General features: G+C 51.6%; 28 protein-coding genes and 1 tRNA gene. 5 read left to right on the top strand and 24 right to left on the bottom strand.

Annotated elements, in window-relative coordinates; translation table 11 throughout:
- Positions 1-3: 3 nt before the first annotated feature.
- Genes BLP47_RS01560 through BLP47_RS01550 form a run of 3 tightly spaced genes read right to left on the bottom strand, consistent with a single transcriptional unit; the run spans position 4 to position 2,749 of the window.
- Complete coding sequence (locus BLP47_RS01560) at positions 4-1,128, bottom strand: ABC transporter ATP-binding protein (protein ID WP_249883365.1); 1,125 nt, start codon at positions 1,126-1,128, stop codon at positions 4-6.
- Complete coding sequence (locus tag BLP47_RS01555) at positions 1,125-1,781, bottom strand: ABC transporter permease (protein ID WP_091849718.1); 657 nt, start codon at positions 1,779-1,781, stop codon at positions 1,125-1,127. The genes BLP47_RS01560 and BLP47_RS01555 overlap by 4 nt, the downstream gene beginning before the upstream one ends.
- 8 nt (positions 1,782-1,789) lie before the next feature.
- Complete coding sequence (locus BLP47_RS01550) at positions 1,790-2,749, bottom strand: glycine betaine ABC transporter substrate-binding protein (protein ID WP_091849716.1); 960 nt, start codon at positions 2,747-2,749, stop codon at positions 1,790-1,792.
- A gap of 96 nt (positions 2,750-2,845) precedes the next feature.
- Between BLP47_RS01550 and BLP47_RS01545 the strand changes: the two genes are divergently transcribed.
- Genes BLP47_RS01545 through BLP47_RS01535 form a run of 3 tightly spaced genes read left to right on the top strand, consistent with a single transcriptional unit; the run spans position 2,846 to position 4,873 of the window.
- Positions 2,846-3,685 carry an IclR family transcriptional regulator gene (locus BLP47_RS01545; protein WP_091849713.1) on the top strand — a complete coding sequence of 280 codons (840 nt, stop codon included), beginning with the start codon at positions 2,846-2,848 and terminating at the stop codon, positions 3,683-3,685.
- A gap of 13 nt (positions 3,686-3,698) precedes the next feature.
- Entirely contained in the window at positions 3,699-4,514 is an 816-nt protein-coding gene (locus BLP47_RS01540; RefSeq protein WP_091849711.1) for an SDR family oxidoreductase, read from the top strand.
- Positions 4,496-4,873 (top strand): DoxX family protein, encoded by a 378-nt coding sequence (locus BLP47_RS01535; RefSeq protein WP_091849709.1) that lies wholly within the window; start codon positions 4,496-4,498, stop codon positions 4,871-4,873. Before BLP47_RS01540 ends, BLP47_RS01535 begins: the two co-directional genes overlap by 19 nt.
- Here BLP47_RS01535 and BLP47_RS01530 read toward each other — a convergent pair.
- The 3 genes from BLP47_RS01530 to BLP47_RS01520 form a co-directional block, all read right to left on the bottom strand.
- A complete protein-coding gene (locus tag BLP47_RS01530) occupies positions 4,870-5,574 on the bottom strand; it encodes a dienelactone hydrolase family protein (RefSeq protein ID WP_091849707.1) in 705 nt (234 codons plus the stop codon). The genes BLP47_RS01535 and BLP47_RS01530 overlap by 4 nt on opposite strands.
- A gap of 71 nt (positions 5,575-5,645) precedes the next feature.
- A tRNA-Gly gene (locus tag BLP47_RS01525) sits at positions 5,646-5,719 on the bottom strand.
- Between the two features lie 14 nt (positions 5,720-5,733).
- Positions 5,734-7,008, bottom strand: coding sequence for an O-antigen ligase (locus BLP47_RS01520; protein WP_091849705.1), 1,275 nt, complete (start codon positions 7,006-7,008; stop codon positions 5,734-5,736).
- Positions 7,009-7,155: 147 nt separating this feature from the next.
- On the opposite strand from BLP47_RS01520, the gene BLP47_RS01515 reads away from it, so the two are divergent.
- Positions 7,156-8,175 (top strand): Gfo/Idh/MocA family protein, encoded by a 1,020-nt coding sequence (locus BLP47_RS01515; protein ID WP_091849703.1) that lies wholly within the window; start codon positions 7,156-7,158, stop codon positions 8,173-8,175.
- On the opposite strand, the gene BLP47_RS01510 is transcribed toward BLP47_RS01515, so the two are convergent.
- The 9 genes from BLP47_RS01510 to BLP47_RS01470 all read right to left on the bottom strand — a co-directional run bounded on the left by BLP47_RS01510 (position 8,172) and on the right by BLP47_RS01470 (position 15,975).
- A complete protein-coding gene (locus BLP47_RS01510) occupies positions 8,172-8,426 on the bottom strand; it encodes a Txe/YoeB family addiction module toxin (RefSeq protein ID WP_091849701.1) in 255 nt (84 codons plus the stop codon). The two genes, BLP47_RS01515 and BLP47_RS01510, sit on opposite strands and share 4 nt — an antisense overlap.
- A complete protein-coding gene (locus BLP47_RS01505; protein WP_091849699.1) occupies positions 8,410-8,697 on the bottom strand; it encodes a type II toxin-antitoxin system Phd/YefM family antitoxin in 288 nt (95 codons plus the stop codon). The genes BLP47_RS01510 and BLP47_RS01505 overlap by 17 nt, the downstream gene beginning before the upstream one ends.
- Positions 8,698-8,781: 84 nt before the next feature.
- Entirely contained in the window at positions 8,782-10,902 is a 2,121-nt protein-coding gene (locus BLP47_RS01500; protein WP_091849697.1) for a 3-hydroxyacyl-CoA dehydrogenase NAD-binding domain-containing protein, read from the bottom strand.
- On the bottom strand, positions 10,902-12,092 hold the full coding sequence (locus BLP47_RS01495; protein WP_172807164.1) for a thiolase family protein: 1,191 nt from the start codon (positions 12,090-12,092) through the stop codon (positions 10,902-10,904). The genes BLP47_RS01500 and BLP47_RS01495 overlap by 1 nt, the downstream gene beginning before the upstream one ends.
- Positions 12,092-14,053: an acyl-CoA dehydrogenase gene (locus tag BLP47_RS01490; protein ID WP_091849693.1), complete on the bottom strand. Its 1,962-nt coding sequence runs from the start codon at positions 14,051-14,053 to the stop codon at positions 12,092-12,094. The genes BLP47_RS01495 and BLP47_RS01490 overlap by 1 nt, the downstream gene beginning before the upstream one ends.
- Before the next feature lie 144 nt (positions 14,054-14,197).
- Positions 14,198-14,977 (bottom strand): crotonase/enoyl-CoA hydratase family protein, encoded by a 780-nt coding sequence (locus BLP47_RS01485; protein WP_091849691.1) that lies wholly within the window; start codon positions 14,975-14,977, stop codon positions 14,198-14,200.
- Between the two features lie 51 nt (positions 14,978-15,028).
- The gene (locus BLP47_RS08405) at positions 15,029-15,280 is read right to left on the bottom strand and encodes a hypothetical protein (RefSeq protein ID WP_157671337.1); all 252 of its coding nucleotides are present in this window, start codon (positions 15,278-15,280) and stop codon (positions 15,029-15,031) included.
- A gap of 3 nt (positions 15,281-15,283) precedes the next feature.
- Complete coding sequence (locus tag BLP47_RS01475; protein ID WP_091849687.1) at positions 15,284-15,628, bottom strand: lycopene cyclase domain-containing protein; 345 nt, start codon at positions 15,626-15,628, stop codon at positions 15,284-15,286.
- Entirely contained in the window at positions 15,625-15,975 is a 351-nt protein-coding gene (locus BLP47_RS01470; RefSeq protein ID WP_197672382.1) for a lycopene cyclase domain-containing protein, read from the bottom strand. Before BLP47_RS01470 ends, BLP47_RS01475 begins: the two co-directional genes overlap by 4 nt.
- Positions 15,976-16,001: 26 nt before the next feature.
- Here BLP47_RS01470 and BLP47_RS01465 point away from each other — a divergent pair, with 26 nt between their 5' ends.
- A complete protein-coding gene (locus tag BLP47_RS01465; protein WP_091849683.1) occupies positions 16,002-16,979 on the top strand; it encodes a Brp/Blh family beta-carotene 15,15'-dioxygenase in 978 nt (325 codons plus the stop codon).
- Between the two features lie 19 nt (positions 16,980-16,998).
- Here the strand turns inward: BLP47_RS01465 and BLP47_RS01460 are convergent, their stop codons facing one another.
- The 9 genes from BLP47_RS01460 to BLP47_RS01420 form a co-directional block, all read right to left on the bottom strand.
- The gene (locus BLP47_RS01460) at positions 16,999-17,283 is read right to left on the bottom strand and encodes a putative quinol monooxygenase (protein WP_091849681.1); all 285 of its coding nucleotides are present in this window, start codon (positions 17,281-17,283) and stop codon (positions 16,999-17,001) included.
- Between the two features lie 27 nt (positions 17,284-17,310).
- Entirely contained in the window at positions 17,311-18,789 is a 1,479-nt protein-coding gene (locus tag BLP47_RS01455) for an NAD-dependent succinate-semialdehyde dehydrogenase (RefSeq protein WP_091849679.1), read from the bottom strand.
- Entirely contained in the window at positions 18,786-19,961 is a 1,176-nt protein-coding gene (locus tag BLP47_RS01450; protein WP_091849677.1) for an iron-containing alcohol dehydrogenase, read from the bottom strand. The genes BLP47_RS01455 and BLP47_RS01450 overlap by 4 nt, the downstream gene beginning before the upstream one ends.
- Positions 19,958-20,914: an NAD(P)-dependent oxidoreductase gene (locus tag BLP47_RS01445; protein WP_091849675.1), complete on the bottom strand. Its 957-nt coding sequence runs from the start codon at positions 20,912-20,914 to the stop codon at positions 19,958-19,960. The genes BLP47_RS01450 and BLP47_RS01445 overlap by 4 nt, the downstream gene beginning before the upstream one ends.
- 23 nt (positions 20,915-20,937) lie before the next feature.
- Positions 20,938-22,446, bottom strand: coding sequence for an aldehyde dehydrogenase (locus tag BLP47_RS01440; RefSeq protein WP_091849672.1), 1,509 nt, complete (start codon positions 22,444-22,446; stop codon positions 20,938-20,940).
- A gap of 2 nt (positions 22,447-22,448) precedes the next feature.
- Positions 22,449-23,552, bottom strand: a complete 1,104-nt coding sequence (locus BLP47_RS01435) for a mandelate racemase/muconate lactonizing enzyme family protein (RefSeq protein WP_091849671.1) — start codon at positions 23,550-23,552, stop codon at positions 22,449-22,451.
- 3 nt (positions 23,553-23,555) lie between these two features.
- The gene (fae, locus tag BLP47_RS01430; RefSeq protein ID WP_091849670.1) at positions 23,556-24,065 is read right to left on the bottom strand and encodes a formaldehyde-activating enzyme; all 510 of its coding nucleotides are present in this window, start codon (positions 24,063-24,065) and stop codon (positions 23,556-23,558) included.
- A 31-nt stretch (positions 24,066-24,096) separates the two neighbouring features.
- The gene (locus BLP47_RS01425) at positions 24,097-25,059 is read right to left on the bottom strand and encodes a glycine betaine ABC transporter substrate-binding protein (RefSeq protein WP_091849669.1); all 963 of its coding nucleotides are present in this window, start codon (positions 25,057-25,059) and stop codon (positions 24,097-24,099) included.
- 64 nt (positions 25,060-25,123) lie between these two features.
- Positions 25,124-25,912 (bottom strand): ABC transporter permease, encoded by a 789-nt coding sequence (locus tag BLP47_RS01420; protein ID WP_091849668.1) that lies wholly within the window; start codon positions 25,910-25,912, stop codon positions 25,124-25,126.
- Between the last annotated feature and the right edge of the window lies 1 nt (position 25,913).

Genomic DNA, 25,913 nt, shown 5'->3' with positions numbered 1-25,913 from the left:
GGGTTACTCCTTCCCGTCGCTCATAATCAACTTGGCAAGGCTCTCAATTGTTGTGCAGCCGAGGTACTTACCCTTTCGGTCAGTAACGCATGCCATTCCTACAGAGGATTGCAACATCACAGTGAGGGCGTCCTGCAAGGTGTCTTCAGGCTGAAGATCAACCGTTACTGGTCGGCCAGATTTTTCAATCGGCTGGCTGGTGCGGTTCAAAGCTCGCTCATCAATCCATCTCAATGGCCGATTGTTCCCATCGAGCAAGAGCGCGACCTTGTCAGGCGAATCCTGAAGAGTCTTCAGAGCCTCCTCGCGCAAAACTGGCGAAGTGAGAGTTGGGACCTGGTGCAGTTCGATGTCGCTTACCTTCCGCAAGGTAAGCCCCTTCAAAATCGCCCCAGACCCCAAGAAGCTCTCGACAAACTCATCAGCTGGATGAGCCAAGATTGCCTCCGGCGTATCCAGCTGAGCGATCTCGGAACCTTCACGCAAAATCGCGATCCGGTTTCCCATCTTGATTGCCTCGTCGATATCGTGGGTGACAAAAACGATTGTCTTCTTGACCTCTTTTTGGAGTCTCAAAAACTCATTCTGCAACCGGTCGCGAGTAATAGGGTCTATTGCCCCAAAAGGTTCGTCCATTAAAAGAATGTCTGGATCGGCAGCCAGGGCCCTGGCAACACCGATTCTTTGGGCTTGCCCTCCAGAAAGTTCCTTCGGGTACCGATCTCGATAAGTCTCTGGGTCCATGGAAACAAGTTCCAACAACTCGTCAATGCGGGCATTAACTTTTTCTTTGCTCCAGCCCAGAAGCTGAGGCACTGTCGCAATGTTTTCAGCAATGGTTCTGTGTGGAAATAGGCCCACCTGCTGAATAACGTAGCCAATTTTTCTTCTAAGTTCGGATGGGTTTACCTTGGTTACGTCTTCACCATCAATGAACATGCTTCCAGAGGTCGGCTCAATCAATCGATTGATCAGCCTAAGCGTCGTGCTCTTTCCGCAACCGGAAGGGCCGACCAACACAAGAACTTCGCCGCGGATAACCTCGAGAGTGAGGTTTCTAACGGCTGGCTCCGTGCCGGAGCCATAGGACTTGCTTACATTTTCTAGACGAATTAATACATCATTCATCGAATACCCTTCGAGATAGTGGCCAATTTAAGGGCCTGGAGAATCAAGTCAATAACTAGAGCGAGTAGCAGACACAGAATTGTGCCCAGCCATATCGACTCCAGAGAATTTGGCAGTGGCAGCCTGGCAAGACCGCTCTTTATGAAATCACCTAGCCCGCCACCGGCAACCAATGTTGCGATAGCGGCAATTCCAACAACCAGCATTGATGAAACTCGAACACCGGCCAGTATTACCGGCCATGCCAGCGGAAGCTGAACCTTGATTAGAACTTGGGCGGGCGATAGGCCCATCCCTTTGGCGGCGTCAAGGACGCCTAGGTCTATTCCATCGAGTCCAGTAATCGTGTTACGCAAGATTGGTAGCAACGAATATAGAAACAGTGCGATGAAGGAAGGGGCGAAGCCCAGTCCAACCAGTGGAATAAAAACAACGAAAAGCGCGAGCGAAGGAATTGTCAAGAACACCGATGCGATTGCTAGCGCAAGCTCCTTGGCAAGTACATTGCGCCGGGTCACGACGCCGGTGACGATGGCAAATAAGCCAGCCGTCACCAGCACCGAAACCACGTACACGGTGTGCTGGGCAAGACCTTCTAATACCTGCTCTTGACGAGCAAGCGCGAAATCAATCAGGCTTAATAAAAAGTCCATGGGGTTCCTTAGTCGATCAGACCTTCAGAAACCAAGTACTCCTTGGCAACATCAGCTGCGGGTCGGCCATCGGCCGAAACAAAGCCGTTTAGCTCTGCCATGCGGGTGTTGTCCAACGGAGCAAGGATTGCCTCGATGATTGCGTCAAAAGCTTCTGGGGCTTCGTTGTACTTGTCAGCGCCCATTGTTCCAGAGACGTTATACAAGAGGTTGACGCCTGGATCTTCAACAAGGGTCAAACCTAGGGCTGGGATGCGGCCGTCAGTTGTGTAGACCTCGCCGAAGTCGCAGTTATTAGCTGCGGTCTCGGTGTAGATGATTCCAGTGTCAAGAATCAACTGCTGATTGTCTGGAAGTTCGATTCCAGTGTGGTTCTCAGTCAAGATCAGACCATCTTCACGCGATGGGAACTCAGCCTCCATGCAAACAATCGCATCGGAGTTTGCCTTTACATACTCCATCATGGTGGTCAATGTGAATGGGCCACCATTGGCCTCAGTGCGCTCTGGGCTGGATGTAAATCCGTAGGTGTTGATAAATTGTGACATACCAACCCACACAATTTGGTTCTCCGCTAGGTCGCGCTCTTTCACGCCAGCTGTTAGCTCTGCTGGGTCAAAGCTAGGATCTGGAAGGCCCAAGTGCACAGCCCAACCGGTTCCGTTGTACTCCATGTAAATGTCAATTTCACCGGACTCGAGAGCTGCACGAGCCACGTTGGTGCCACCGAGGTCTACTTTATTGTCGACTGTAGCGCCGGCTGCTTCAAACGCGGCCACTAGCATCTCGCCAAGAATCAACTGCTCATCAAAATCTTTTGATCCAACGGCAATCGAAATGCCTGTCAAATCGTACTCTGCAAGGCTTCCGCCCGAACTTGTCTCGGTCTCAGCTGCTGCGCAGCCTGCGAGTACTAGAGCCGACACGGCTCCGATTGCAAACATAGAAAATTTAGTTCTCTGCTTCATATATCTCTCCTTAAGGTATTTGCTAAGGGTAAAGAGGTAGTTCCGCCTGCGCCTAATTGGGTTGACCATAGGTCAACTACTCGGTATTGTTGCCTCATGAGGACCCACACATCAGGCTTGGCGAGGGACCTTGAAGTCCTTGAAGCCCTATCGATGGCTGAGGCTTTTACAAACGGCGGTTTGGGCGTGAACAGAATTGCGGAAATCACCGAGCGGGACAAAGGCCAAATATCTAGAGTTCTAAAGACACTGTCACAGAGCCAACTAGTAGATCGCGACTCAGCAACCCTCAAATATTCATTGGGCTCAAAGATATACTCGATGGCGATGCGCACCAAGGAGGCCCACCTGGCATCCCTTGCTGAACCAAGGTTATTCGAGCTCGTCGCTCAAACCCAAGAATCTGCTCACCTAAATGTCCTAAGAGGAGGCCGATTACTAACCACCAAGACGGTGGTCGCGGCAAACGCTCTCAGAAGGTCTGGTTGGGACGGGTTGATTATCGCAGCGGGCAACACAGCTTCGGGCCGTGCAATTCTTGCCGGTCTGAGCGATGAAGAGGTGTCGCTGTGGTGGTACGAACACGCCCAAGACGCTCCGCTACCGGTCGCCAAAAGCAAACTACCTCGAGCTCTTGAGCCAATAAACACCGAATTCAAAAGACAGCAACCGGCCAAGAACCTGAGGACATTTTTGGTAATGATGCAGGAGATTAGGGATCTTGGCTACGCAATCAGTGATGGTGAGTTTCAGCCGGGCATCGTTGATGCGGCAGCGCCAATTAGAGACTCGAGCAACAAGATTGTCGCAGCTATCAGCACCGGTGTTCCCAAACAGAGAGTCGGAGAACAGTTCGACTCGATTGGTCAATTGGTTTCAGCTGCGGCGTTGAAATTCTCTGCCGACCTGGGTGCCCCGATTATTGGACCGGCTTAGTAGAGTTTTACCTATGAGCAATGTCGCCATCATCACCGGAGCAGCCTCTGGATTCGGGTTCGAACTTTCTAAAAAACTCCTCGGCTTGGGCTGGGTGGTCTATGCCACCGATGTGAATAAAGAAGCCCTGGCTGCCATAGCCGAACACGGCGCAATTCCCATGAAGCTTGACGTCACCCTCGATGCTGACTTTGACAAGGTCGTGAAAAAGGTAATCAAAGACCAGGGCCGCATCGACCTTATGGTCGCGAACGCGGGCTTTGGAAGCTTTAGCGCGGTGGAGGAGACCTCACCCGAAAAGGTCCGGCAGCTCTTTGAAGTGAATGTCTTCGGGGTTGAACGCTCTATTAGGGCGGTTTTGCCTCAGATGCGCAAACAGCGATCTGGCAGAATCCTCTTGGTCACCTCAGTCGTAGGCACGGTTTCACTGGCTGGTCTTGGTTGGTATGCCGCCACTAAGCACGCCGTGAAGGCGGTCGCCAACGCCCTCCGTCACGAGGTGAAAGACCTTGGAATCAAGATAACCGTGGTCGAACCTGGCACCTCTAAGACCGGCTTCGATGCGGTGGCATTCAATAATTTGGCAGAGTCTCGCGGGCTAGGTGATTACGACAAGATCATGGCCGGCTCCGGCAAGTGGCTTGGCAAGCTTTATAAGGCTTCACCCGGACCCAAACAGGTAGTCAAAAAGATGCTCCGGGCATCGACGGTAAAGAACCCCGCGCCAATGTATCCGGCGAGCTGGGACGTTAGGGCGCTAAAGGTGGTCTTCAACCTGTTTGGCCGAAGGCTGACCGACTCAGTGATTTTGTGGCTCGCGAAACGCTGACAAAGCGGCACTGGGGTTCCTGGGTCGTAATTTTTGCATTCACAAGTTCGGGAATCCTGCACCTATTAAACCCGAACGCTTTCCTTGGCTTGCTTCCAAGCTGGGCACCGGAGCCCCTGCTTTTGGTTTACGCATCCGGGGTGGCAGAACTGTTGGCAGCTCTTGGCCTCATTTTGCGACTCAAGTGGGCCCCTATTTTCACCGCCCTGGTGCTGTCGGCAGTTTGGCCGGCTAACTTATGGTTCGCCATTGACACAACCGCTAGTGGGGACCTTCTTGCCACGATCATCGCCTGGGCCAGATTACCTCTGCAAATTCCCCTAATTATTTGGGCGCTCAGGTCACCGGTGAAAAGCTAGCTTCTTAGGTGTTCTGCGAAGAAATCTTCGATTCTTAGCCAGGCGTCCTTAGCCGCTTCGGGTTCTGGCCTAGCGCCAGAGATGCGAAGAATGGTTCCAAACACTGGACCACCGGCTTGCTCAGGATTCATGAAAGCGTGACCAGCACTCGGGTATTCCTTGATGTCATTCACAACACCTTGGTTGTTTGCTGCCTGTTTGAGCTTTTTAGTAGCGCCTTTTAGCTGCCCGTCTCTACCCCCGTAATTCCCAAGAATTGGGCAGGCGCCCAAAAGGGCGGCATCGAGGTCCTTGGGCAGCATGCCGTAGTTCGAGACTGAAGCTCCATAGCCCTTATTGGCATGCAAGAGCGCAAATCCACCACCCATGCAAAACCCGATTACCCCGACCTGGTCGGTGGTCTCATCCATCCCCAGAACTAGATCTTTGGCTGCCTGAATATCTTCAAAAGCCTGGCCCGATCCAGATGCCAAAGACTTGAAGGTGGCGGTTAGGCATTTCCTAAGACCACCACGACTAAATAGGTCTGGCATCAAAACCACATAGCCAGCGCCTGCCAAGCGTTCAATTTGAGCCCGCATGACCTTATCGACGCCAAAAACCTCATGCACCATAACTACCGAAGGAAATGGGCCGGGGCCCTCTGGGATTGCAAGAACTCCAGCTAGCTCGTCATTGATCTGAATGTCTTTTAGCTTCATTTGGAAACAGTAACACCGGGAAATGCCAGGGGGGCCTCTGAAAAGATCAACTTGGTCGCTGGTTTCACAATTGGAGCGAGTGACGGGAATCGGACCCGCGCTACCAGCTTGGGAAGCTGGAGTTCTACCACTGAACTACACTCGCAAAACTATTTGATTCTAACGCTTTGCCGGCTTGCGCTTGAGTCTAAAAAGCTTGCGCAGTTTTGAGGTTCGCCCAAGTGGCTCCAGCTCGGCGAAAGGTTCTCTGGATTTAGTTGCCACCAGCACCAAAAGCACCCAGCTGATTTCAACCAAAAGCCTTGATTCGGTTAGAGATTGCGCAGCAATCACCAAGAAAATAAATAGTGGGTAAAGGTACAGCGGGTTGGTGTGTCTTACGGCAACTCGCCACAACCTCACAAAGGTTGCGATCATTAACCACCCGAGCAAAATTAGACCAAATATCCCGACTTGCAACCAGGTGTCGAGATACGCGTTATGAGCCTGATACATCGGAACACCATTAATCACAATCAAACCGTCAAACGGCTCCACCCCAGGAATCCAATAACTGATCCAACCCCAGCCTTCGATTGGTTTTTCCCAAATCAAACCGAGCACTGTTTCCCAAATATAAAACCGGCCCGAAGCGTCCGCTGATTTACCGAGGAGGTCAAAAAGTTCCACCCGATAAACCAGCGCCACCAGAGCGATAAAGCCCAAAAGCCCGAGTGCAATCCGATAAATCCGATGCCTTGTTGAGCGAGCCCTTCCCTCAGCCAGGATTGCAATTGCAGCCGCAAACACTATTACAAAAACCGCCAACGTCATCCCGCCGGATTTCGCCAAAACGGCCAGCAAGATTGCCAGACCCATGGATGCTATGGGGATTTTCTTTGAGCGGTTTGTCACGATGTATTCGACTAAAAACAGCAAAGCTCCAAGGACTGCGATAAACGCTAAGAGATTTGCGTTTCCAACAATTCCCTGAATTCTTTGTGAATCAAAAAGGTTGCCCTGGCTCCATAGATATGAAGCGCTTGGCGGGGTTTCGCCCTGGTAATTAGGGAATATCGGTTTGATTGGTCCAAAGATTCCGGCCACAATCTCGAAAACCAGGGAGGTCACCAAAATGAAGCGAATCAGATTGCCAAAGATGTTTAGTAGTTGACGCCATCCGAATTGATTGGCTAAGAATATTGCAAACAATGTTGAGATGAACTGCAGTGCTAAACCCAAATAGGTAGCCTCGCGATACTGAGACCAAATAACGCTCAGCGCCATCAAGGCCAGAAGTAGAGCGAGTGGGATTGGCACTCGCAAAAAAGTTCTTCTGGGATTGGTGGCTAAAAGAGTGATTACTAAAACCACCGCCAAGACTCCGACGATTATGCCCCAACCAACCCAGCCCACCGAATAACGAACCGCGTCACCGGCGGTAATTACAAACAACCCAGGGTAGGCAAGCCAACGGCCGGCGCGATAGCGCGGCTGTCGCGAGTCGAAGGGGATTCGAATCGGTTGAGTGATCGGGATTGTATTTGTGATGATTATCTCCGTTTGAAGGGCCTTTCAAGAATACAGTTCTAAACTCAAAGGATGAAACTACCTGTCCCCAAAATCATCGATCCAGCATCAGTCCCAGTTCTTCGGTGGGGGATCATTGGCCCGGGAAGTATCGCAGAGACCTTTGTGGGCGCGACTCAAAACCACACCAAGCAGGAGTTTCACGCTGTCGCATCTCGAACCCCGGGAAGGGCGCAAGAGTTTGCGGATAAATTTAAAATCCCAAAAACCTATGCCAGCTATCAGGACCTAGCCGACGACCCTGATTTAGACGCCATATACATCGCCAGCTATCCGGCAGACCACCACGCTCACGCCCTATTGGCGCTAACTGCCGGCAAGCACGTTCTAGTTGAGAAGCCAATCACTTATTTGCCTGAGCACGCCAAGGAGATCTTCGAGGTTGCTAAATCAAAGGGTCTATTGGCGATGGAAGCGATGTGGACCAGGTATTTGCCACAGTCCACAATTCTTCAGCAACTCTTGACCGATGAATCACTCGGCGATCCGCAACTATTCACCGCAGCCTTTTGCACCGATAACCGAGCAGTTGGTCGGCTATGGGAAAAAGGTGGCGGGGGCGTCATATTCGATATGGGCATCTACCCAATCGCAATGGCCCAACAATTCATGGGTAACCCGGTGAAAATACACGCCCAAGGCAAAGTGAGGGCGGACGGCATGGACGAGGAAAGCTACGTCGTAATGGAGTACGCCAATGGCTCTCGGGCCAACATCACAATGTCTGGCATCTCCTCGCTGCCAATCGAGGCCAACTGCTCATTCGAAAATGGTTTGGTAAAGATTGCCGAACCATTCTTGGCGCCTTCGGCAATATCTGTTCGAGATAAAGAGTTTTATTTTTCGGAGGACACCTGGAAAGACGAAACCGGAATCTTGGGCCACGAGGGCCTGAGCTACCAGGCAACCGCGTTTGCCCAATACGTTGGTGAAGGGCTGATTGAGTCACCAGTTCACAGCTCATCCGATGTAGTTGCCAACATCGAGGTCGCTCACGAAATATGTCGGCAAATTGGAGCTAGCGTCTTTTAGTAATGGTGGCGGCAACTTAGGATTTTGATTTCACCAGGCAAAACCCCGTAAACAAGTCGGTGCTCCAGCGTTATTCTCCGGGAGAAGATCTCTGCCCCTAAACCCCGCAGTGGCTCGGGCTTACCGATACCCTCTCGTGGTTGTCTGAGGACGGCGTCTAAAAGCTTCCTAATCTGTTTTGCAATCCGTCTGTCGTGTTCGATCCACCACTGCAAATCCTCCCAAGCACTTGCCTCAAACGACAGCTTCATTATTCTTTGTCATCAGCTTGTCAATATCCTCAAGGGTAACCTCGACTGTTTCGCCCTTTTTGGCCCGCTCAATACTGGCAAGTAATCGGCTCGCATTAGCCGGTGATGAAAATAGGTGGTTGAACTCTCGCAGACTCCGCAGTTCCGCACTATTAACCAGCTCCACATCCCCGTCTTTTGTGTTGATTATTAGACTTCCGGAATCATCTGCCAGCACTTGTTTCACGTGCTGGTAGATGTTCTGGCGAAATGCTGTCAGTGAGATTGCCACTCAGGTTCCTAACGTACGGGATTAGGTACGCCGTTTAGCTCACGCCAAACCCTGAAGCAATAGATTATTTGGGGCTGTGGATAACTAGTCTCTAACCCCGATAATCATTGGTGTGTGGAAGCTTGAACCAAATGCCTTCTCAGAAGAACCAGAACGATCAAGATAAGGGGTAATTCCACCTAGGTGGAATGGCCAACCGGCACCCATGATCATGCAAAGGTCGATGTCTTCGGCCGATTGCACGACACCCTCTTCAAGCATTAACTTGATCTCCTTGGCCAGACCAACATTCACTGCCTCAAATATCTCCTGCTCCGAGCGGCCCTTATTCGCCGAGTTGCCGACAATCTCAATGGCCCTTTTGTCATAACCCTTGATCTTGCCCTTGGAGTCACGCTCTAATAGCTTGCCGTATTCGGCAAGTTTGTGAAGGTTTGCACTTGCATAGAAGCGCTCAGAGTTGAACGCGTGCATCGAGTCCAAAACGTGAGCACCGACTTTGAGCCCTACCAACTCCAATAGATCAAAAGGGTTCATTGGCAAACCAAGTGGGGCAATCGCGCTTGTTACCTGATCGAAGCTGGCGCCCTCATCGACTGCACGCATGGCTTCTCCGAGAAGGTAACCGAGCAGGCGGTTTACAACAAAGCCTGCCGAATCAGAAGTGATGACGGCGGTCTTTTTTAGACCCCTGGCCACCTTCATTGCGGTAGCAATCGCCTCGTCACCAGAGTTTTTGGCCCTTACTACCTCGACCAGCGGCATAACTGCCACGGGGTTGAAGAAGTGAAAGCCAATAAGGCGCTCTGGGTTTTTCAATGCCGACCCAATTGCGTCCACCGACAACGAAGAGGTGTTGGTGGCGAGGATGCAATCCTCGCGCACTACCTTTTCAATGGCGCTAAAGACTTCCTGTTTGATGGATAGCTCTTCGAACACTGCCTCGATAACCCAGTCGCAGTTCGCAAATGCCGCGTAGTCCAAAGACCCGGACAGGTTACCGACATAGCGATTGCGGTCGTCCGAGGAAAGTCGGCCTTTTTCAACCAGCTTGTCCAGCTCTGAAACGATATACGAAAGACCCTTATCGATTCGATCTTGCGAGATGTCGGTAATAACCACCGGCACCTCGAGCCTGCGTAAAAACAACAAGGCAAACTGCGAGGCCATTAGCCCAGCCCCAACCACACCAACCTTGGTGACTGGTTTAGCTAGCTTGGAGTCAGGTGCGCCCTGAGGCTTTTTGGCGTGTTTTTGAACAAGATTAAATGCGTAGATTGAGGCTCGGAACTGGTCAGAAGCGCTGAGGTCTTCAATTGCCTGGTCTTCGCGCTCGAAGGCGTCTTTTTTGCTGCCAGATTTTGCAGCGCCAATCAAATCAAGCACTCGGTAGGGGGCAAGTGGCACCTTGCCGAGTTTTTCTTCGACCATGGACCTTGCTATTGAGACAGCCGGTCCCCAGATAGTGGCTTTCTCGATTGCGCCAGGCTCGTTTTTGCGCTTTATTTTTTTGCCGCCCAAGACCTCATCGGCCCAGGCTAAGGATTGCTCTAAGAATCTAGGGGAGTCAAATATCGCATCGGCGATCCCGAGCTCAAAGGCTTCTTGGGGCTTTAGCATGCGGTTTTGCTTGAGCGGATTCTCCAGCATCACCTTGAGGGCGTTTTTGATGCCGATCAAATTCGGCAGCAGGTATGCTCCACCCCAACCCGGAATCAGCCCGAGGAACACCTCGGGCAGTGCTATTGCTGGCGCTGCTTGGTTGACAGTTCGGTAATCAGCATTCAGTGCAACCTCTAGTCCGCCGCCAAGCGCCAGGCCGTTGATAAAGACAAAGCTGGGAACACCTAAGTCGGAGAGTTTATCCAGCGCCCAGTGGCCCATCTCGCCAATCAGGCGGCCAGAGTGGCGATCTTGCAGACCCTGAACCTTGGTTAGGTCAACACCCGCTGCCAAATAATATGGCTTGCCGGTTACGGCGACGCCGTGAATTTCCTTATTTGCAGCGCGAGCCTTTAGTTCATCGAGCTTGGTTGCAAATTCGAGCAGGGTGTGGGGACCAAGGGTGTTTGGCCTGGTGTGGTCTTTGCCGTTATCCAGGGTGATTAGTGCGATTATTTTTCCTGAGGCAAGATTTACATCCGAAACATAAGAGTGGGTGATAATTTCATCAGTGTCAGCCAAAAGGGGTGCGAAGCGCTCCATTATTTGCCTCCATGGCTTAGGTTTTCCCAGATTATTGTTCCACCCATGCCAAGCCCGATGCACATTGCTGTTACTCCGTACTTGACCTCTGGGTGCTCTTCGAATTGTCTAGACAGCTGATTCATCAGCCTTACTCCGCTTGATGCAAGGGGGTGACCAAAGGCAATGGCGCCGCCGTATTGATTGACCCTTGGGTCGTCATCGGCAATTCCAAAGTGATCCAAAAAGGACAAAACTTGCACCGCAAAAGCTTCGTTTAGCTCAAGGAGCCCGATGTCCTTTATGGTAAGCCCGGCTTTTTCAAGCGCCTTTTCGGTGGAGGGAATTGGACCTATGCCCATGATCTCTGGCTCCACTCCGGCAAAGGCGAAACTAACCATTTTCATTCTTGGCTTTAGGTTGTGCTTTTTCACAGCATCACCGGATGCCAAAAGCGCAATGGTCGCGCCGTCAGTCAGTGGTGATGCGTTTCCAGCAGTTACTTTGCCGTGGGCTCTGAATGGGGTCTTTAGATCTTTCATGCCTTCGAGTGTTGACTCTGGTCGCATTAGTTCATCCTGAGTGACCAAGTTCCAACCGGCTGCGCTGCCAGCCGAAACTGGAATTAGGTCTTTTTGAATCTTGCCTTCTTTATAAGCCTTGGCCGCCTTTTGCTGGCTGCCAACTGCAAATGCATCGGCCCGCTCTTTGGTGAGGTGGGGGAAGCGGTCGTGAATTTTTTCTGCTGTGCAACCCATGTTTAGTGCGTCTGGCGAGACCAGCTTCTCGGAGAGGAATCTGGGGTTTGGGTCAGAATCAAAGCCCATCGGGTGTCTACCCATGTGCTCAACTCCGCCGGCAAGAACCAGGTCATAGGCACCAAAGCCGATGCCCGATCCGGTGGTGGTTACAGCAGTCATTGCGCCAGCACACATCCGGTCAATTGCAAAACCCGGAACGGTGTTCGGGAGGCCCGCCAAAATGCTGGCGGTTCTCCCGATCGTCAAACCTTGATCGCCCTGCTGGGTGGTGGCAGCGATTGCCACGTCATCTATCGCATCTAAGGGAAAATCTGGGTGGCGCTCCAAAAGACCAATCATCGCCTTGACCACCAAGTCATCGGCTCTGGTGTTCCAGTAAGCACCCTTTTCTCCGGCTTTGCCAAATGGGGTTCTAACGCCATCCACAAAATAAACTTCCTGAGCCTTCATTATTTCCTCACTAGGGTGTTGATTGTGGCGCGGCGTTCGGCTTCATCTTTGGCCAGCGTGCTTCTAACTAGAGACTCATCTAACTCAAAGGCGTCAACCAAGCTAATAACGTGCGGCCTGAGCCTTGGAAGCAGCCTGGTGTCAATGTATTCGGTGATGGCTTCTGCTCGAGAGGAGCTGATTCGGCCATTAATCAAGTACCAGGCCATGTTCTCCTCCAAAATGGTGAAGCCATAAAGATCTCTGAGCCAAGTTAGGATTTTTTTGGAGTCCTGGTCTTTGATGGTTCCCAAAGCATCGGTGAATGCTTCCCAAAGAATCAATTCGCCATGAGCCTTAGCGGCCAAGATGATGTCGTTTTGGTAGCGGTTGAAGAGTTCAGCCTGCTTGAGCTTGTCCTTGCCGCCGGCTTTGAGAGCGTTTGCCAACTTTGCAACCATGGTGTGGACTCGGTCGGTAAGCAGCTGGTGCTGGTGCTCTTGCTCCTTCACAAACCCAACCGAACGGGCTGTTGAACCAAAGTCAATCAAGTTCTGAGCCAAGCCCCTGAGGCCGCCTCGGTTGATGGTTGCTTCACCGACCTGGCCTGCCACAAATTGCGCAAGGGTGGAAAAATCTGGTGACTTGAACGCCTTGGCGTAGTCACCCAATAACCTTTTGGCAACTAGCTGTAGCAAAACGTTGTTGTCGCCCTCGAATGTCACATACACATCTAGGTCTGCGCGCAAACCGGTCATCCGGTGCTCCGCCATAAAACCTTGGCCACCGCAAGCTTCACGGCACTGCTGGATGGTTTCTAGTGCATACCAACTGCTGAGTGCCTTACCGGCCGCCGCAACTGTCTCGAGGTCCTGGCGGGTTTCATCGGTGTCGTTCTCTCCCGAAAAGACCCCGTGAAAGGACTCGAGAAGTTCGTGGTGCATAAAAATTTGAGCATATGTTCTGGCAATCAAGGGAATTAGACGGCGCTGATGGCGACCGTAATCCATCAGGGTCTTTTCTTGACCATCTGGCCCGTGAAACTGCTTGCGCTCCTCGCTGTAGCGAACCGCGATATCCAGAGCGAGTTTCTGAGCATTGGTAACGGCTCCGGTGAGTGAGACTCGACCCTGAACCAAAGCTCCAAGCTGGGTAAAAAACCTGCGGCCGGGAGATTCGATTGTTGAGGTGTAGGTGCCGTCTTCTAAAACATCTGCGTAACGGTTGAGCAGGTTGCGCCTTGGGACTCGAACCTGGTTGAAAAATAACCTTCCGTTATCGATTCCGTTCAGCCCACCTTTGAGACCATCATCCTGCGAACCCACACCCGGCAATAGCTTGCCCTTTTTGCGTATTGGCACATAAAAAGCGTGCACACCCTGATTCTCACCGTCGGTATAAAGCTGAGCAAAAACGACAGCAGCTTCACCGTGCATTGCCGCGTTGCCCAGGTAGTCCTTATAGCTGTGACGATCTGGCGTGTGAATAACGAACTCTTTTGAATCCGAGTCATAGGTAGCGGTGGTGCCGATAGAGGCGACATCCGAGCCATGGCCGGTCTCGGTCATGGCAAAAGCGCCAGGAACCTCAAGGGATATGGCGGCTGGCAAAAGATTCTTCAGGTGATACTCGGTGCCCAGGTAGCCAATTGCCGAGCTAAACAGCCCAATCTGTACACCGTATTTGATTTGAAGCGAAGGGTCTGCAAACACAAGCTCCTCGAAGCTGGCCAGTCCTCCACCAGGGTCACCCTTACCGCCGGCGAACTCGGGGAACCCGTGCTGGGTGGCGCCGGCCTTTCCGAGAACCCGAAGCTGATCCATGACCCGCTCACGGTGCTTTTCGTAGGGCATTCCCTCAATTTTAAATAGTTTATTTTGGGTGATGACGCTTCGAGTATGGCGGCGCACTTCGGCCCAACGGCCCAAAATCATTTCGCCAATTTCAGCCTGGTCTAATTGAACGTCCGCATTGATATCCATGCCCTAAGTGAGCCACAAGAAAGCTTACGAAGCTAGCCAATGCTGAAATTTCGTGAGTCAAGACAATAAAGCCAATATTGTGCCCAGGGTCTTGTAGTTAACCTACAAAAAACTAGCCTCAAATTCTCAGCTAACCCACAAAAGCTAATCACCCTCGAATTTCGCGGGCCGCTTGGTCATGAAAGCCTCCATGCCACGCATCACATCATTCGATTTCATAAGCTCGCCCAATCTCAGCATCAACTGGGCCTTCTCCTTTGAGGTGTCACCGGCCCGGGCCGAAGCCAGGGTTGCCTGCACAGCCAAGGGAGCCTGGTTTGCAATCTTCGTCGCCAACTCCAATGCTCGATCAAATTCCTGGCCGACTTCTACCACCTCGGTCACGATGTTAAATCGATGCGCATCCTGAGCCCCAAAACCATCACCCGTTAGTAAATAGCGCATCGCGTTAGACCAACCGGCTGCTTGAGGAAACCTAAAACTACCGCCGCCAAAGGGCAGGATTCCTCGAGTTACTTCGAGTTGTGCGAATTTTGTGTCAGCCGCGGCCACCACAACATCAGATACCAACGCCAGCTCGACTCCAAGGGTGTAGCAAGTGCCGCGAATTGCCATGACCACCGGCTTTGATACTTGCCTTGTGGCAATTCCCCAAGGGTCAAGGCCACCCTCTGGAATCAGGTTTAGTTGCCCGCTCGTCATCTTGGGTCCAATATCCACTAGATCGAGACCGGCGGTGAAGTGATCACCGTGGGCGTAGACCAGGCCGACTCTAAGGCTGGGGTCGCTGTCCAACTGACCGTAAGCCGTTGAGAGCGCGTGCAGCATTTCAAGATCTGCGGCATTGAGTTTGTCTGGGCGATTTAGGCCGATCAACAAAACATGGCCGCGAGTTTCTAGCGTTATCTTGGTCGAATTTGACATGTCCGAAAGACTAAAGGGTTTGAGTGGGTTGCGCCAATCGGATGCTGGCGGCTATTTTTTCCGTTTGGCAGGCCAAGTCAATATGATCGAAGAGACTGCTACTGCAACAAACGGAACCATGCCCAACGCCCATGCCACACTAATGCCCAAAATTGCCAATAATCCAAGCACCGTGTTCATCAATATTGCAATCCAGAATTTGATTACCTTTTTTCTGGCCAGCACCGCCAGAATCAAATCAACAACCGATAAAAAAATGAGACCGCCAAAGAGCGCGGCTGCCGTGATTGCTAGATCTTCCATGTCTTAATCATGCTGCTTTTCATCGGACGAGGAGCTAGTTTTTTCTTTTGGACTAGTGCCGAATCTTGATAAGCGAACCCAAACCGCCATCGTTAAAACTACGAGGCTAAAACCAAAAAGCAGATCCTCCACGGGAGCGTTTGCGACTCTAAAGCCAAATATTGCCTCGGGTGAATAGGTCACTATGCCGCTGGAGGTCAGGTAGGAGTTTGTGAGAAGCTGAAAGAAAACCACGATTAGATAAGCCATGTAGAAGCTTGGCCTTTTGAAAATTCCGGACCTAATTACTCTGGCTTCTAGAAATAATGACACCACTACCGAAATTATTGCCAAGGCGCTGTAGCTCAAGGTGTCACCTTTTTTCTAGTCGCTAGTTTTTTGAGCGTTCGCATTACCGACTCGACTCCCTCGAGGGTGAGCAGTGCAGCGATTGGAATGAAAACAAAAAACAGATACTCTTCAAGCGGCAGGCCGAAAGGCCCATAGATACCCAGAGTGAGGCTTCGGTCAAAGAACCAGTGTCCTTGTGCTGTTGCATAAGCGTCCCAAATCACAAACCAGGGTGAGACTAATCCAATAGTCAAAAAAAGCCGCTTCGGGTTTCTCAAAACTCGAAGCCTGAACGCCAACTCAAGCCACCAGGAAGCGCCGATCACGAATAAAAGCATTGCTGCGTAGGACCACTGTCCAAACAATTTACTCCCAAGGCTAGAATCAACTCGTGCTTGAGTCTCAACTAAGGCTATTGGTTCAGCTTCGGACCGTCTCCCGATACAGCATTTTCGCTGGAATCATTATTTCCATCCCTCTAAATATTTTGTTGCCACACAGCATTTCCTGGCAGGTGGTGTTAGCCATCACCGCACTGGCTATAGGCATCCCGCATGGAGCGGTTGACCACCTGATCACTGTGCCTAAGTTTAAATTTTTCAAAATGGCGCTTTTTCTAATTGGCTATCTAACGGTCACCGGCCTGTGCATTTGGTTCATTTTGTCCAATAATCTGATCGGTTTTCAACTGATTGTCCTGATCAGCGCATTGCACTTCGGAATTGGAGACGCCTCATTTATTTCTGAGATGGATGCTCGCTCAAATAGAACTGGCTTTCCGAAGGTCTTATTTGCCTTGGCGGCAGGCTTCACGCCGGTCTTTATCCCATTATTGAACTCGCGGTCAACCGAGGCACTCGAGACTGTAAATCCAATTCTTAGTGGCTGGGCCAACCCGATCACAGAGCAGCTTTTCTGGGTGGTGGTGACTCTAAATCTATTTGTCACTTCAGTAATGCTCTTCAAGGGTCGCCGCGCTGAGGCAATAGACCTGGCGGCGCTCTTGGCGATTAGCTTGATAGCACCCCCACTTGTAGCCTTCGCCTTTTATTTTGGTTTTTGGCACGCGCTTAGACACACCGGCAGGCTGACCCTAGAACTTCCTAGCTCTATCAAGGCCCATGAGCGCCAAAAACCCCTTAGGGCATTTTGGTTGGCAGTGGCGGCAGGGCTTCCAGCACTAGCCATCGTGATTGGATTCACAGTAGTTTTGGGCATCACCGGAAACTTTGACCTCGGTGCCGACCTATTGTGGCTCTTATTGGCTGTGGTTTGGGCACTCACGATCCCACACATGGCCCTAACCTCAAGGCTAGACGCCAAAGCTATGGGCTTTTCTAAGAAAAAGTCCGTGGTTAATACGAACTAGCGTTCTGCATGCTCGAAGCTTAAAGTCGATACATTTCTTGAACCAGAAGTGGCTCAAGCAGCTTGTTTTCAATGAAGGCACGCAGCTTTGCCACCGACGGGGCATCGTTGTGGTTTTGCCACAACTCTCTAGATTCCCAGGCCTCAATGAACATTAGCCTTCCCGAGACCTCTTGATAGAGGTCGTAGTACTCGCAGCCAGGCTCTTGTCTAACCTCTTTAGCAATCTCAAGGAGAAATTCAGATACCGCTTGAAGGTGCTCAGGTTTTGGACTAAAGGTGGCGACCACCGTGCAATTAGGCATGTGTCAAGATTAGGCCCTTGTTCGGGTCTAAGCCATCGGGTTAGCAATCCCGACATAAACGGTTTCCAGGTACTCGGAGATACCTTCCGCTCCACCCTCACGACCCATGCCGGAGGATTTCACACCACCAAAAGGTGCTGCGGCGTTTGAAACCAGGCCGGTGTTCAAACCCAACATCCCAACCTCTAATTTCTCAGCCAAGCGCAGGCCGCGATTTAGATCGTTAGTAAAGGCATATGCAACCAGGCCGTATTCGGTGTCGTTGGCAATAGCTATTGCCTCCGCCTCATCTTTGAAAGTTATGATCGGCGCGACTGGGCCAAAGATTTCGTTTCTAAGAATGCTCGCGGTGGCTGGGACGTTTGTCAGCACGGTTGGCGGATAGAAGAATCCTTCACCCTCCGGAATCTGACCACCCGTGAGCACCGTTGCCCCCTTTGCCACAGCCTCCTGCACTAGCGCGTGGACTGCAACGCGTGCCTTCTCTTCGATAAGCGGGCCAATATTCGCGCCCTCTTCGAGGCCTCGGGCCAGTTTTAGGGTGCTCATTTTGTTGACTAGCTTTTGGGAGAACTCTGCGGCAATAGATTCGTGAACCAGAATGCGGTTAGCGGCGGTGCAAGCCTCTCCCATATTTCTAAGCTTCGCGATGATGGTCCCCTCAACCGCCTTATCAATGTCCGCGTCCTCGAAAACCAAGAGCGGGGCGTTACCACCAAGTTCCATTGAGACCCTCAACACCTGGTCCGCGGAATCGGCTATTAATTTTCGGCCAACCTGGGTTGAGCCAGTGAAAGAAAGTTTCCTGAGTCGCTCGTCTTTAATAATTGGGCCAGTTACCTCACCCGGCCTTGAGGTCGTGATTATGTTCAGGACGCCCTTCGGAAGTCCGACTTCTTCGAGAACCTTGGCAAATAAAAGGGAGGTGAGGGGAGTAAGGGCGGCGGGCTTCAAAATCATTGTGCAACCGGCAGCAATCGCAGGCGCAATCTTACGAGTGGCCATCGCCAGTGGGAAGTTCCACGGAGTGATAAACAGACTTGGGCCAACCGGCTTTTTAAGCACCATAATTCGGTTGTTGCCATCGGGTGCAATTGAATAGCGACCGTAGGCCCGAACCGCCTCCTCAGAAAACCACCTAAGGAACTCGCTGCCATAGGCAACCTCACCCTTGGCCTCCGCAAAAGGCTTACCCATCTCTAAGGACATTAGGGTCGCGAACTCATCACTGAGTTCAGTCACTCTCTCGAAAGCTGAGCGAAGAATCTCTGCCCGGAAGCGAGGTGCGGTTCTACCCCAAGCCTCTTGAGCTTCATGGGCGGCGCTAATTGCCTCTTGGCCATCCTCATAAGAGGCATCGGCGACTTTTACCAGGGTCTTCCCGGTTGCTGGATCCTCTACGTTGATTGTCTTTCCATCCGATGAATCGCGCCAGATTCCCGAAATGTATACGCCGGTAGGAACTAGGTCTAAAACGCTCTGCTCTTGCGCCTGGCTGATGCTCATAACACTCTTTCTAGAATCTCTTGAATTTGCTGAACTGTGGGATTGATTGGATTGTTTAGAGTTACCGCGTCCATCGCCGCAGTCTGAGCAATCATCGGAATATCGGAGGCGGTGATTCCAAAATCGGACAGCCTGGCCTTGAGGCCGACCTTTTCCACTAAATCCGCAATGCGCTCGATGCTTGCCGAAGCATTTGCTGCGTCGTCGGATTGAGTGCTTCCTACCCCCAAAGCGAAGCTAATCTGTGCCATCCGGACAGTGCAATTAGAAAGATTGAATTTCAGGGTCTCTTCTAGAACTAAACAAAGGGCTACTCCGTGTGGAATATTGAAGTGCCCTCCAAGAGAGTGGCCGATCCCGTGGACTAGGCCCAAACCGGTGTGTGAGAAACCAACTCCGACCACGTGCGAAGCCAAAAGCATCTGAGATCTGGCTTCTAAATCTGAGCCATCACTAACTGCAATTTCAAGAAACTGATTCACGGTTTCTATTGTCTTTAGCGCAATACCATCCGAATATGGATTAGACCTAATTGATATATATGACTCGACAGCATGAACCAATACGTCCATGCCGGTAGCTGCGGTTGATTTTGGAGGCAGGCCCAAAGTTAGTTCTGGATCAAGGATTGCCGCTTTCGCCAAGGCCGAAGAATGTCCAACATAAAAGCGTGTGTGGCTGGCCTCATCGGTGATAACTCCAAAAGCATTCACCTCAGACCCGGTTCCGGCCGTGGTTGGAATTGCAATGATTGGTAAACCCGGCTGCTCAAACTCAGTCCTATAGTCAAGGCCGAGTCCGCGTTGCGGGTTAAGTGCTCCGAGCGAGACGCCCTTTGCGGTATCCATGGAAGATCCCCCGCCCAACGCAATCAAAATATCGCAACCTGAATCCCTTGCAACATCGGATCCCGCGTCCACGCAAGCTGTGGTTGGGTTCGGCGTTACACCGTCGAACACCTGAACAGAGATTCCACTGGCCCTGAGTGAAGCTTCGACCTTTAGTAAGATCTCCGACTTAGCCAAAAAGGAATCTGTAACTATCAGGGCCTTCGTTGCCCCTTGGGACTTAGCTAAATCTCCAACCTTAGTAACGGCTCCGACACCAAAGTGGGTGGGTGGTTTTGGGTCTAAAAAGAGTTCGTAATCAGAAAGGTTTCGACCTTCACTCATATTGCCAGCCTCAAATCTTGACCAATTATATCTTCGTGGATTGCCATCCTCAAATCTTGGCCAATTAGATCTTCATAAAGTTTGATCGGTGTCATCTCTCCAGCCTTATCACCATATTGAGACTTTGCTCTGCGATAAATCTGTTCAACAACTGCCGATAGTTCAACTGGCACCGAAACAGAACGCGCAAGGTCGATCGATAGACCGAGGTCCTTGCAGGCAAGGTCGATGGCAAATCCCTCGTCGTAATCTGAGTGGTTCAGAACGCTTAGAACATCGTGTTCTAAAAAGTTAGAGTTGGCAGGAGACGCAACTAGAGACTTCACCAAAACATCAAGTTCGACCCCGGCCTTGACCCCAATTGCCAGCACTTCAGCGGTTGCAACCAGGTGGGAAAACCATAGTTGATTAATCATTAACTTCACTGCGTAGCCTGCGCCCGCCTTGCCAACGTGGAGTATTTTCTTAGGGTCACCCATGCCCTCGAAAACGTTCTTTAAGGCCAAAAACTCTTCTTCTGTGGATCCCACAAAAATCTGCAATGTGCCATTGCGAGCTCCAGCCGACATGCCGGCCACAGGCGCATCAACGATGTGTACTTGCAACTCCTCCGAGAAACTGCGAGCTCGCTCGGTCACCTCGGGGACCGAGGTTGACATGTCGACCCACCAGCCATCTTTTTTCATACCGGTCAATATTCCATCGGGCCCCATTGCCACAAAATCGAGCAGCTTTGGGGTTGGCAGCATTGTGATAACCACGTCACTATGAGCAGCGACTTCTGCTGGAGTATCGGCCCAAACTGCCCCGGCCGCTAATAGGTCTGCCGCAGCCTCCTTGCGCACGTCGTGAACGATTAGCTTGAAGCCGTTTTTTTGCAGATTTTTGGTCATACCGCTACCCATGTTCCCGAGGCCGATAAACCCGATAACTGCGTTTTGATTGTCGAACATTTTGTCCCTTTAGGTTGGCGTTATTAGATGGGTTCGTTGCCTAGGTTTATCCAGGTTGTTTTTAGTGCGGTATAAGAATCGAGTGCATGTAGTGAGCGGTCCCTGCCAAAACCAGAGTTCTTGAAGCCACCAAAGGGCACGATGATATCTGAGACATCGTAGGTATTTACCCAAACGGTGCCGGCTCGAACAGCTTTGGCCACCTTATGAGCAAGGGTGATGTCTTGGGTCCAAACACTCGCGGCCAAACCATATTCGGTTCCATTGGCGAGCTCCACCGCTTCTTTAGCAGTCTTGAAGGTTGTGACTGCTAGCACGGGGCCGAATATTTCCTCTTGAGCAATTCGGCTGTTTATCTTCACGTTATCTAGAATCGTGGGCTCAATAAAGTAGCCACCGGCCACCGGCTGATGAGCATTGCCGCCAAATATCACGTTGGCGTTTTCTTGTTTTGCTATCTCCAAATATTCCAGAACCCGAGTGTGCTGTTTTTTGTTTACGATTGCTGACACCTGGGTCTTGGGATCCATGGGATCCCCAGTTACCAAAGCTGCGCCAACCCTGATGACGGCTTCTAATAAGCGGTCCTTTATTGCCTCGTGAACCAGCAATCGAGAACCACCGTGGCAGGTTTGTCCAGCGTTATAAAATATGCCCCAAGCAATTGCCGAGGCGCAGGCTTCGATATCTTCAACATCCTCAAAAACTATGTGTGGGGATTTTCCACCCAGCTCAAGCGCCACCTGCTTGCCGTTAGATTCACCAGCGTATTTCTGGAACATCTTTCCGACTCCAGGCGACCCTGTGAAGGTTATTTTGTCAACTAGCGGGTGTCGCCCAAGCGCCTGCCCGGCTTCGGCTCCGTAGCCGGTGACAACATTTAGTACTCCGGCTGGAATCCCCGCTTCAATCGCCAATTCTGCTAAACGAAGTGAAGATAAGTTGGTGTCTTCCGAGGGCTTTAGAACCACGGAGTTGCCAGCGGCTAGCGCTGGAGCCAGCTTCCAAGCAGAAATAATTAGCGGATAGTTCCATGGCACAACCGCCCCGATAACTCCCAACGGCTCTCTTGAGATGAGGGCGAGTGCCGAGACTGGTGCCGGGGCGATCTGGTCATAAACCTTGTCGATTGCTTCTGCATACCAACGATAGGTTCTCGCTGCCGATGGGACATCGACGTTGAGCGCATCACCAATTGGGTGCCCTGTTTCGATGGCTTCTAAAAGAGCAAGCTCGGCTGCATTTTCCAGCATTAATTCGCTCAGTCGATAAAGGGCCTTTTGGCGCTCTCTAGGGTCTATCCTCGACCAAACACCCTCTTCGAAACGCTGATGGGCGATCCGGACTGCGTTATCGATGTCTATTTCTGCGCCACGCGCAACGGTAGTTATAACCGATCCATCTCTTGGTGAGAGGGTTTCAAACCGCTCGTTGGAGGCTGCCGGAACAAATTCACCATTAATAAATAAGTCTGCTTTAGGTTTTAGGTCTTTGGCTTTTTGGAGCCATTGCTCTTTCGTAAATTTATTCATCCCTAGACCCTAAACCTTTGCACAGCGTCAAGATCAATTTCGGCACCAAGACCCGGTGCTTTTGGCACGTGAACATAGCCCTCTGAATCAATATCAATCGGTTTTATAAAAAAGTCCCTCCGCTCGATGGTCCAACCCGGCGGATCATAGGGGAATTCGAAGTATGGCCCTGAGCCAACACCGGCGGCCACTTGAAGATTCGCCAAAACACCCAGGCCGTTTGTCCAAGAGTGTGGCGTGAATCTGCGGTGCTTCAAGGCAGCCATTTCCGAAGCCTGGCGAGCACGCAACATTCCAACCGCCAGGACAACGTCTGGCTGGTAAATATCAAAAGTGTCTTGCTCAATCAGGTGAGCGAGCTCAGCCATAGAGCGAACCATCTCACCGCCAGAAATTTGAACACCCAGCGCTTGACGAATCGATTTAATGCCCGCTATGTCGGTTTGTGGAAGCGGTTCTTCAATCCACAGCACACCGAGTTCACTAAGCCTTTGCGCGACGCTTCGAACCTTCGATAGCGGGAGGGCGTTTTCGATATCTCCCGACATTCGCCACATCTGATTCATATCTACTGCTATCTCGAAGTCCTCTCCGAGGGCTTTTCTTGTTGCGGCGACCGCTTCGATACCTTCATCCAATTGGTCTCGGGCGATGCGAATCTTGCATGCCCTGAAACCCTTTTCGCGGGCTTTTTCAGCTGCCAGTGCACGGTCTTTAGGCTTACGCAATTCACCAAATGAGGCGTAGGCCAATAACCGATCCGTGGATCCGCCAAATAATGTTGCGACTGGCAAGTTTGCTACCTTGCCGATGATGTCCCAGAAGGCCGCCTCAAGAGGCCAGTAGCGGCCACCGTGAAAATTAATTGTTTCGATTCTTTTGACCTGATTCAGAATTTCCATCGGGTTGGTGCCGATAAATAGATGCTGGTAGCCCTCAAAGCCATCCATGCTGTCACCAGATCCGTAGCCCACCACGCCCTGGTCGGTGTGAACCTCGACCAATGTCGCGAGGAACTCGGTTCTAGGGTTTGGGTCCCAAGCTGCAAAAAAGGGTGGGTCAAGTGGCAAGCGCATCCGTGTGAGCTTGATGTCGGTGATCTTCAAAATCTAGTCCTTTGCGGTGTAGAAGGGGTTGAACGGTAAAGCCTTGTTGGCAAGGACATCTTCGATACTCGGCAGCGCACCAGCGCCATTTTTCAGTGCCGTGAAAGTTGCTTCTCGATTATTTTTATAGACCAAGTCGGCATCATTAGCTTCTGGGTTTACCCAAACCGCAACGATTATGCAACCCAGGTCTACCTCGTCTTTATTTATATGACCGGCCTCTACCGCGTCAGCCACCCCTGAAGACACACCGGCCTGAGCCGGGCCCCAAATCATGTTGCCGTGGGTGTCACTGCCGGGTGCGGCTTTGGTGACAAAAAGGGTGAGTGGCTTCACCGGCAACGAGGGCCGAAGAATTGCCACAAATGGAACGTGTCCCTGAGAGGGAGTGGCTAAGGCCGTAGCCCAAGCCACTCCCGTGGGACCCTCACGATCACCGAACACGGTGTTGATGTGTGCGGCGTTCACGCCTTCTCCAACGAATGATTCGCCGATCTGCATTTTGAGGGTCATCTCAGTTCCTTACTTATTGTTTGAAGGCTTATTAGCCCTGGATTAGGCCTTGCTCGATCAAGAACTGACGAGCGATGTCTTCTGGGTCTTCGCCATCAACATCAGCTTTTGCGTTCAGTGACTGCATTACCTGATCGGTGAGCAAAGCGGTCAAGCCGTTGACGATATCAGCTAGTGCTGGGTAGGCGTCCAGGGTTGACTGCTTCAAGGTGAATGCGCCCTGGTAAACAGGGAAGAAGGACTTGTCGTCGGTCAAGACCAATAGGTCTAGGGCCGCGATGCGTCCGTCAGTTGCAAATACCTCACCAAAGTTGCACTGCTTGCCCTCATCGGTTACCGCATAAATCGCACCGGTATCCAAGGTTACGGTCTTCGCATTGGCTAGACCATAAGCAGTCTGAACTCCGGCCCAACCATCTGGGCGGGCCGCGAACTCGGACTCGATGCAGAAGGTCTGCTCCGCAGCATCAAGGGCAGCAAGGTCGGAAAGCTTGGTAACTCCAAGCTCTGCGGCCTTCTCGGACCTGATTGCAAATGCATAGGTGTTGTTAAAGGCGGCGCCGTTTAACCAGGCAATGCCCTTGGCAGCATCTAGCTCAACAACTGCGTCGTATTGAGCCTGAACTCCGACCACTGGTGCATCCTGCAAGTTATATGACAACCATGAGGTTCCGGTGTATTCCCAGTAGCCCAAGAACTCGTCAGCCTCTAGCGCGGTTCGAACGTTTGCTGAACCAACGATCGTCGAGTAGTCAGTTGATGCACCATTCTCGTTTAGAAGAATGCTGACCATGTTGCCCAGGATGTACTGCTCAGAGAAGTCCTTGGCACCAATTGTCCCGGATAGCCCCTCTAGAGGAAGTGCCTCTGCTGCCGTTTCGGTCTCGCCAGCAGCTGTGGTTTCAGCGGTGGTTGTGCCTGCGGCACAACCAGTAAGTAGTGCTAGGGAGGCGACTAACGCTGACGCGGCCCAAGCGGATTTGACGCTATTCATGAATGCTCCTTGTTTATTAGTTGGGTTGGTGTTTAAGTGGAACTATCTATCGAAGTGCTTGTTGCTAAACGCCTTTTGGTCTCAGCGCGTCTTCCACCAGACCGGCTATCCAGTCAAGTAATAAGGCGATGCAAGAAACCACTACTGCACCGGTGAGCAGCACTGCAGGTCGGGAGAGCTTCAGGCCCACCACGATTACCTCCCCCAAGCCACCGGCATTGATGAATGTGGCAATAGTTGCCACACCAACACTAAAAACCAAAGCGGTCCTAAAGCCAGCCAAGATCACTGGCACCGCAAGTGGTAATTCGACGCGAAACAGAACCTGCGAGCTGCGCATGCCCATTCCCCTGGCACTCTCGACGATATTCGGGTCGATCTGCGAGATTCCAACAATGGTGTTTCGCAATACCGGCAATAGGCCGTAAAGCACCAGTGCAATCACTGCGGTGGGCCAGCCGATTCCCAGGATCAAAGCCAGCAAAATGATTACGCCAACTGCAGGGGTGGCCTGCCCGATATTTGCCAACCCTAAAACAACTACGGTGGCGACCTTGGACTTGGACCGGCTCACTGCGATACCCAGTGGAACGGCAATCGCAGCTACTACGACTGCGGAGAAGACCGAGATTCGGATATGCTCGTCGACTCGAGCGAGCATGTATTCCCAGTTCAGCGCAAAGATCTCAATGGCATCCGGTTCACCGCGCAGGTATAAAAATGCTAAAAGTGACCCGAGGGCGACCAAAATCAGGACCGGCGTGCCAAATCTTTTGGCTGTGAAGTACTTACCTCTTCTATCAGAAGGCTGGGAGTAGGCGGTTGATACGTCTTTGGCTGCCTGGATTTCCATA

The sequence above is a fragment of the Candidatus Aquiluna sp. UB-MaderosW2red genome (assembly GCF_900100865.1).
GTDB lineage: Bacteria > Actinomycetota > Actinomycetes > Actinomycetales > Microbacteriaceae > Aquiluna.
This window is presented reverse-complemented; position numbering and strand designations above follow the sequence as displayed.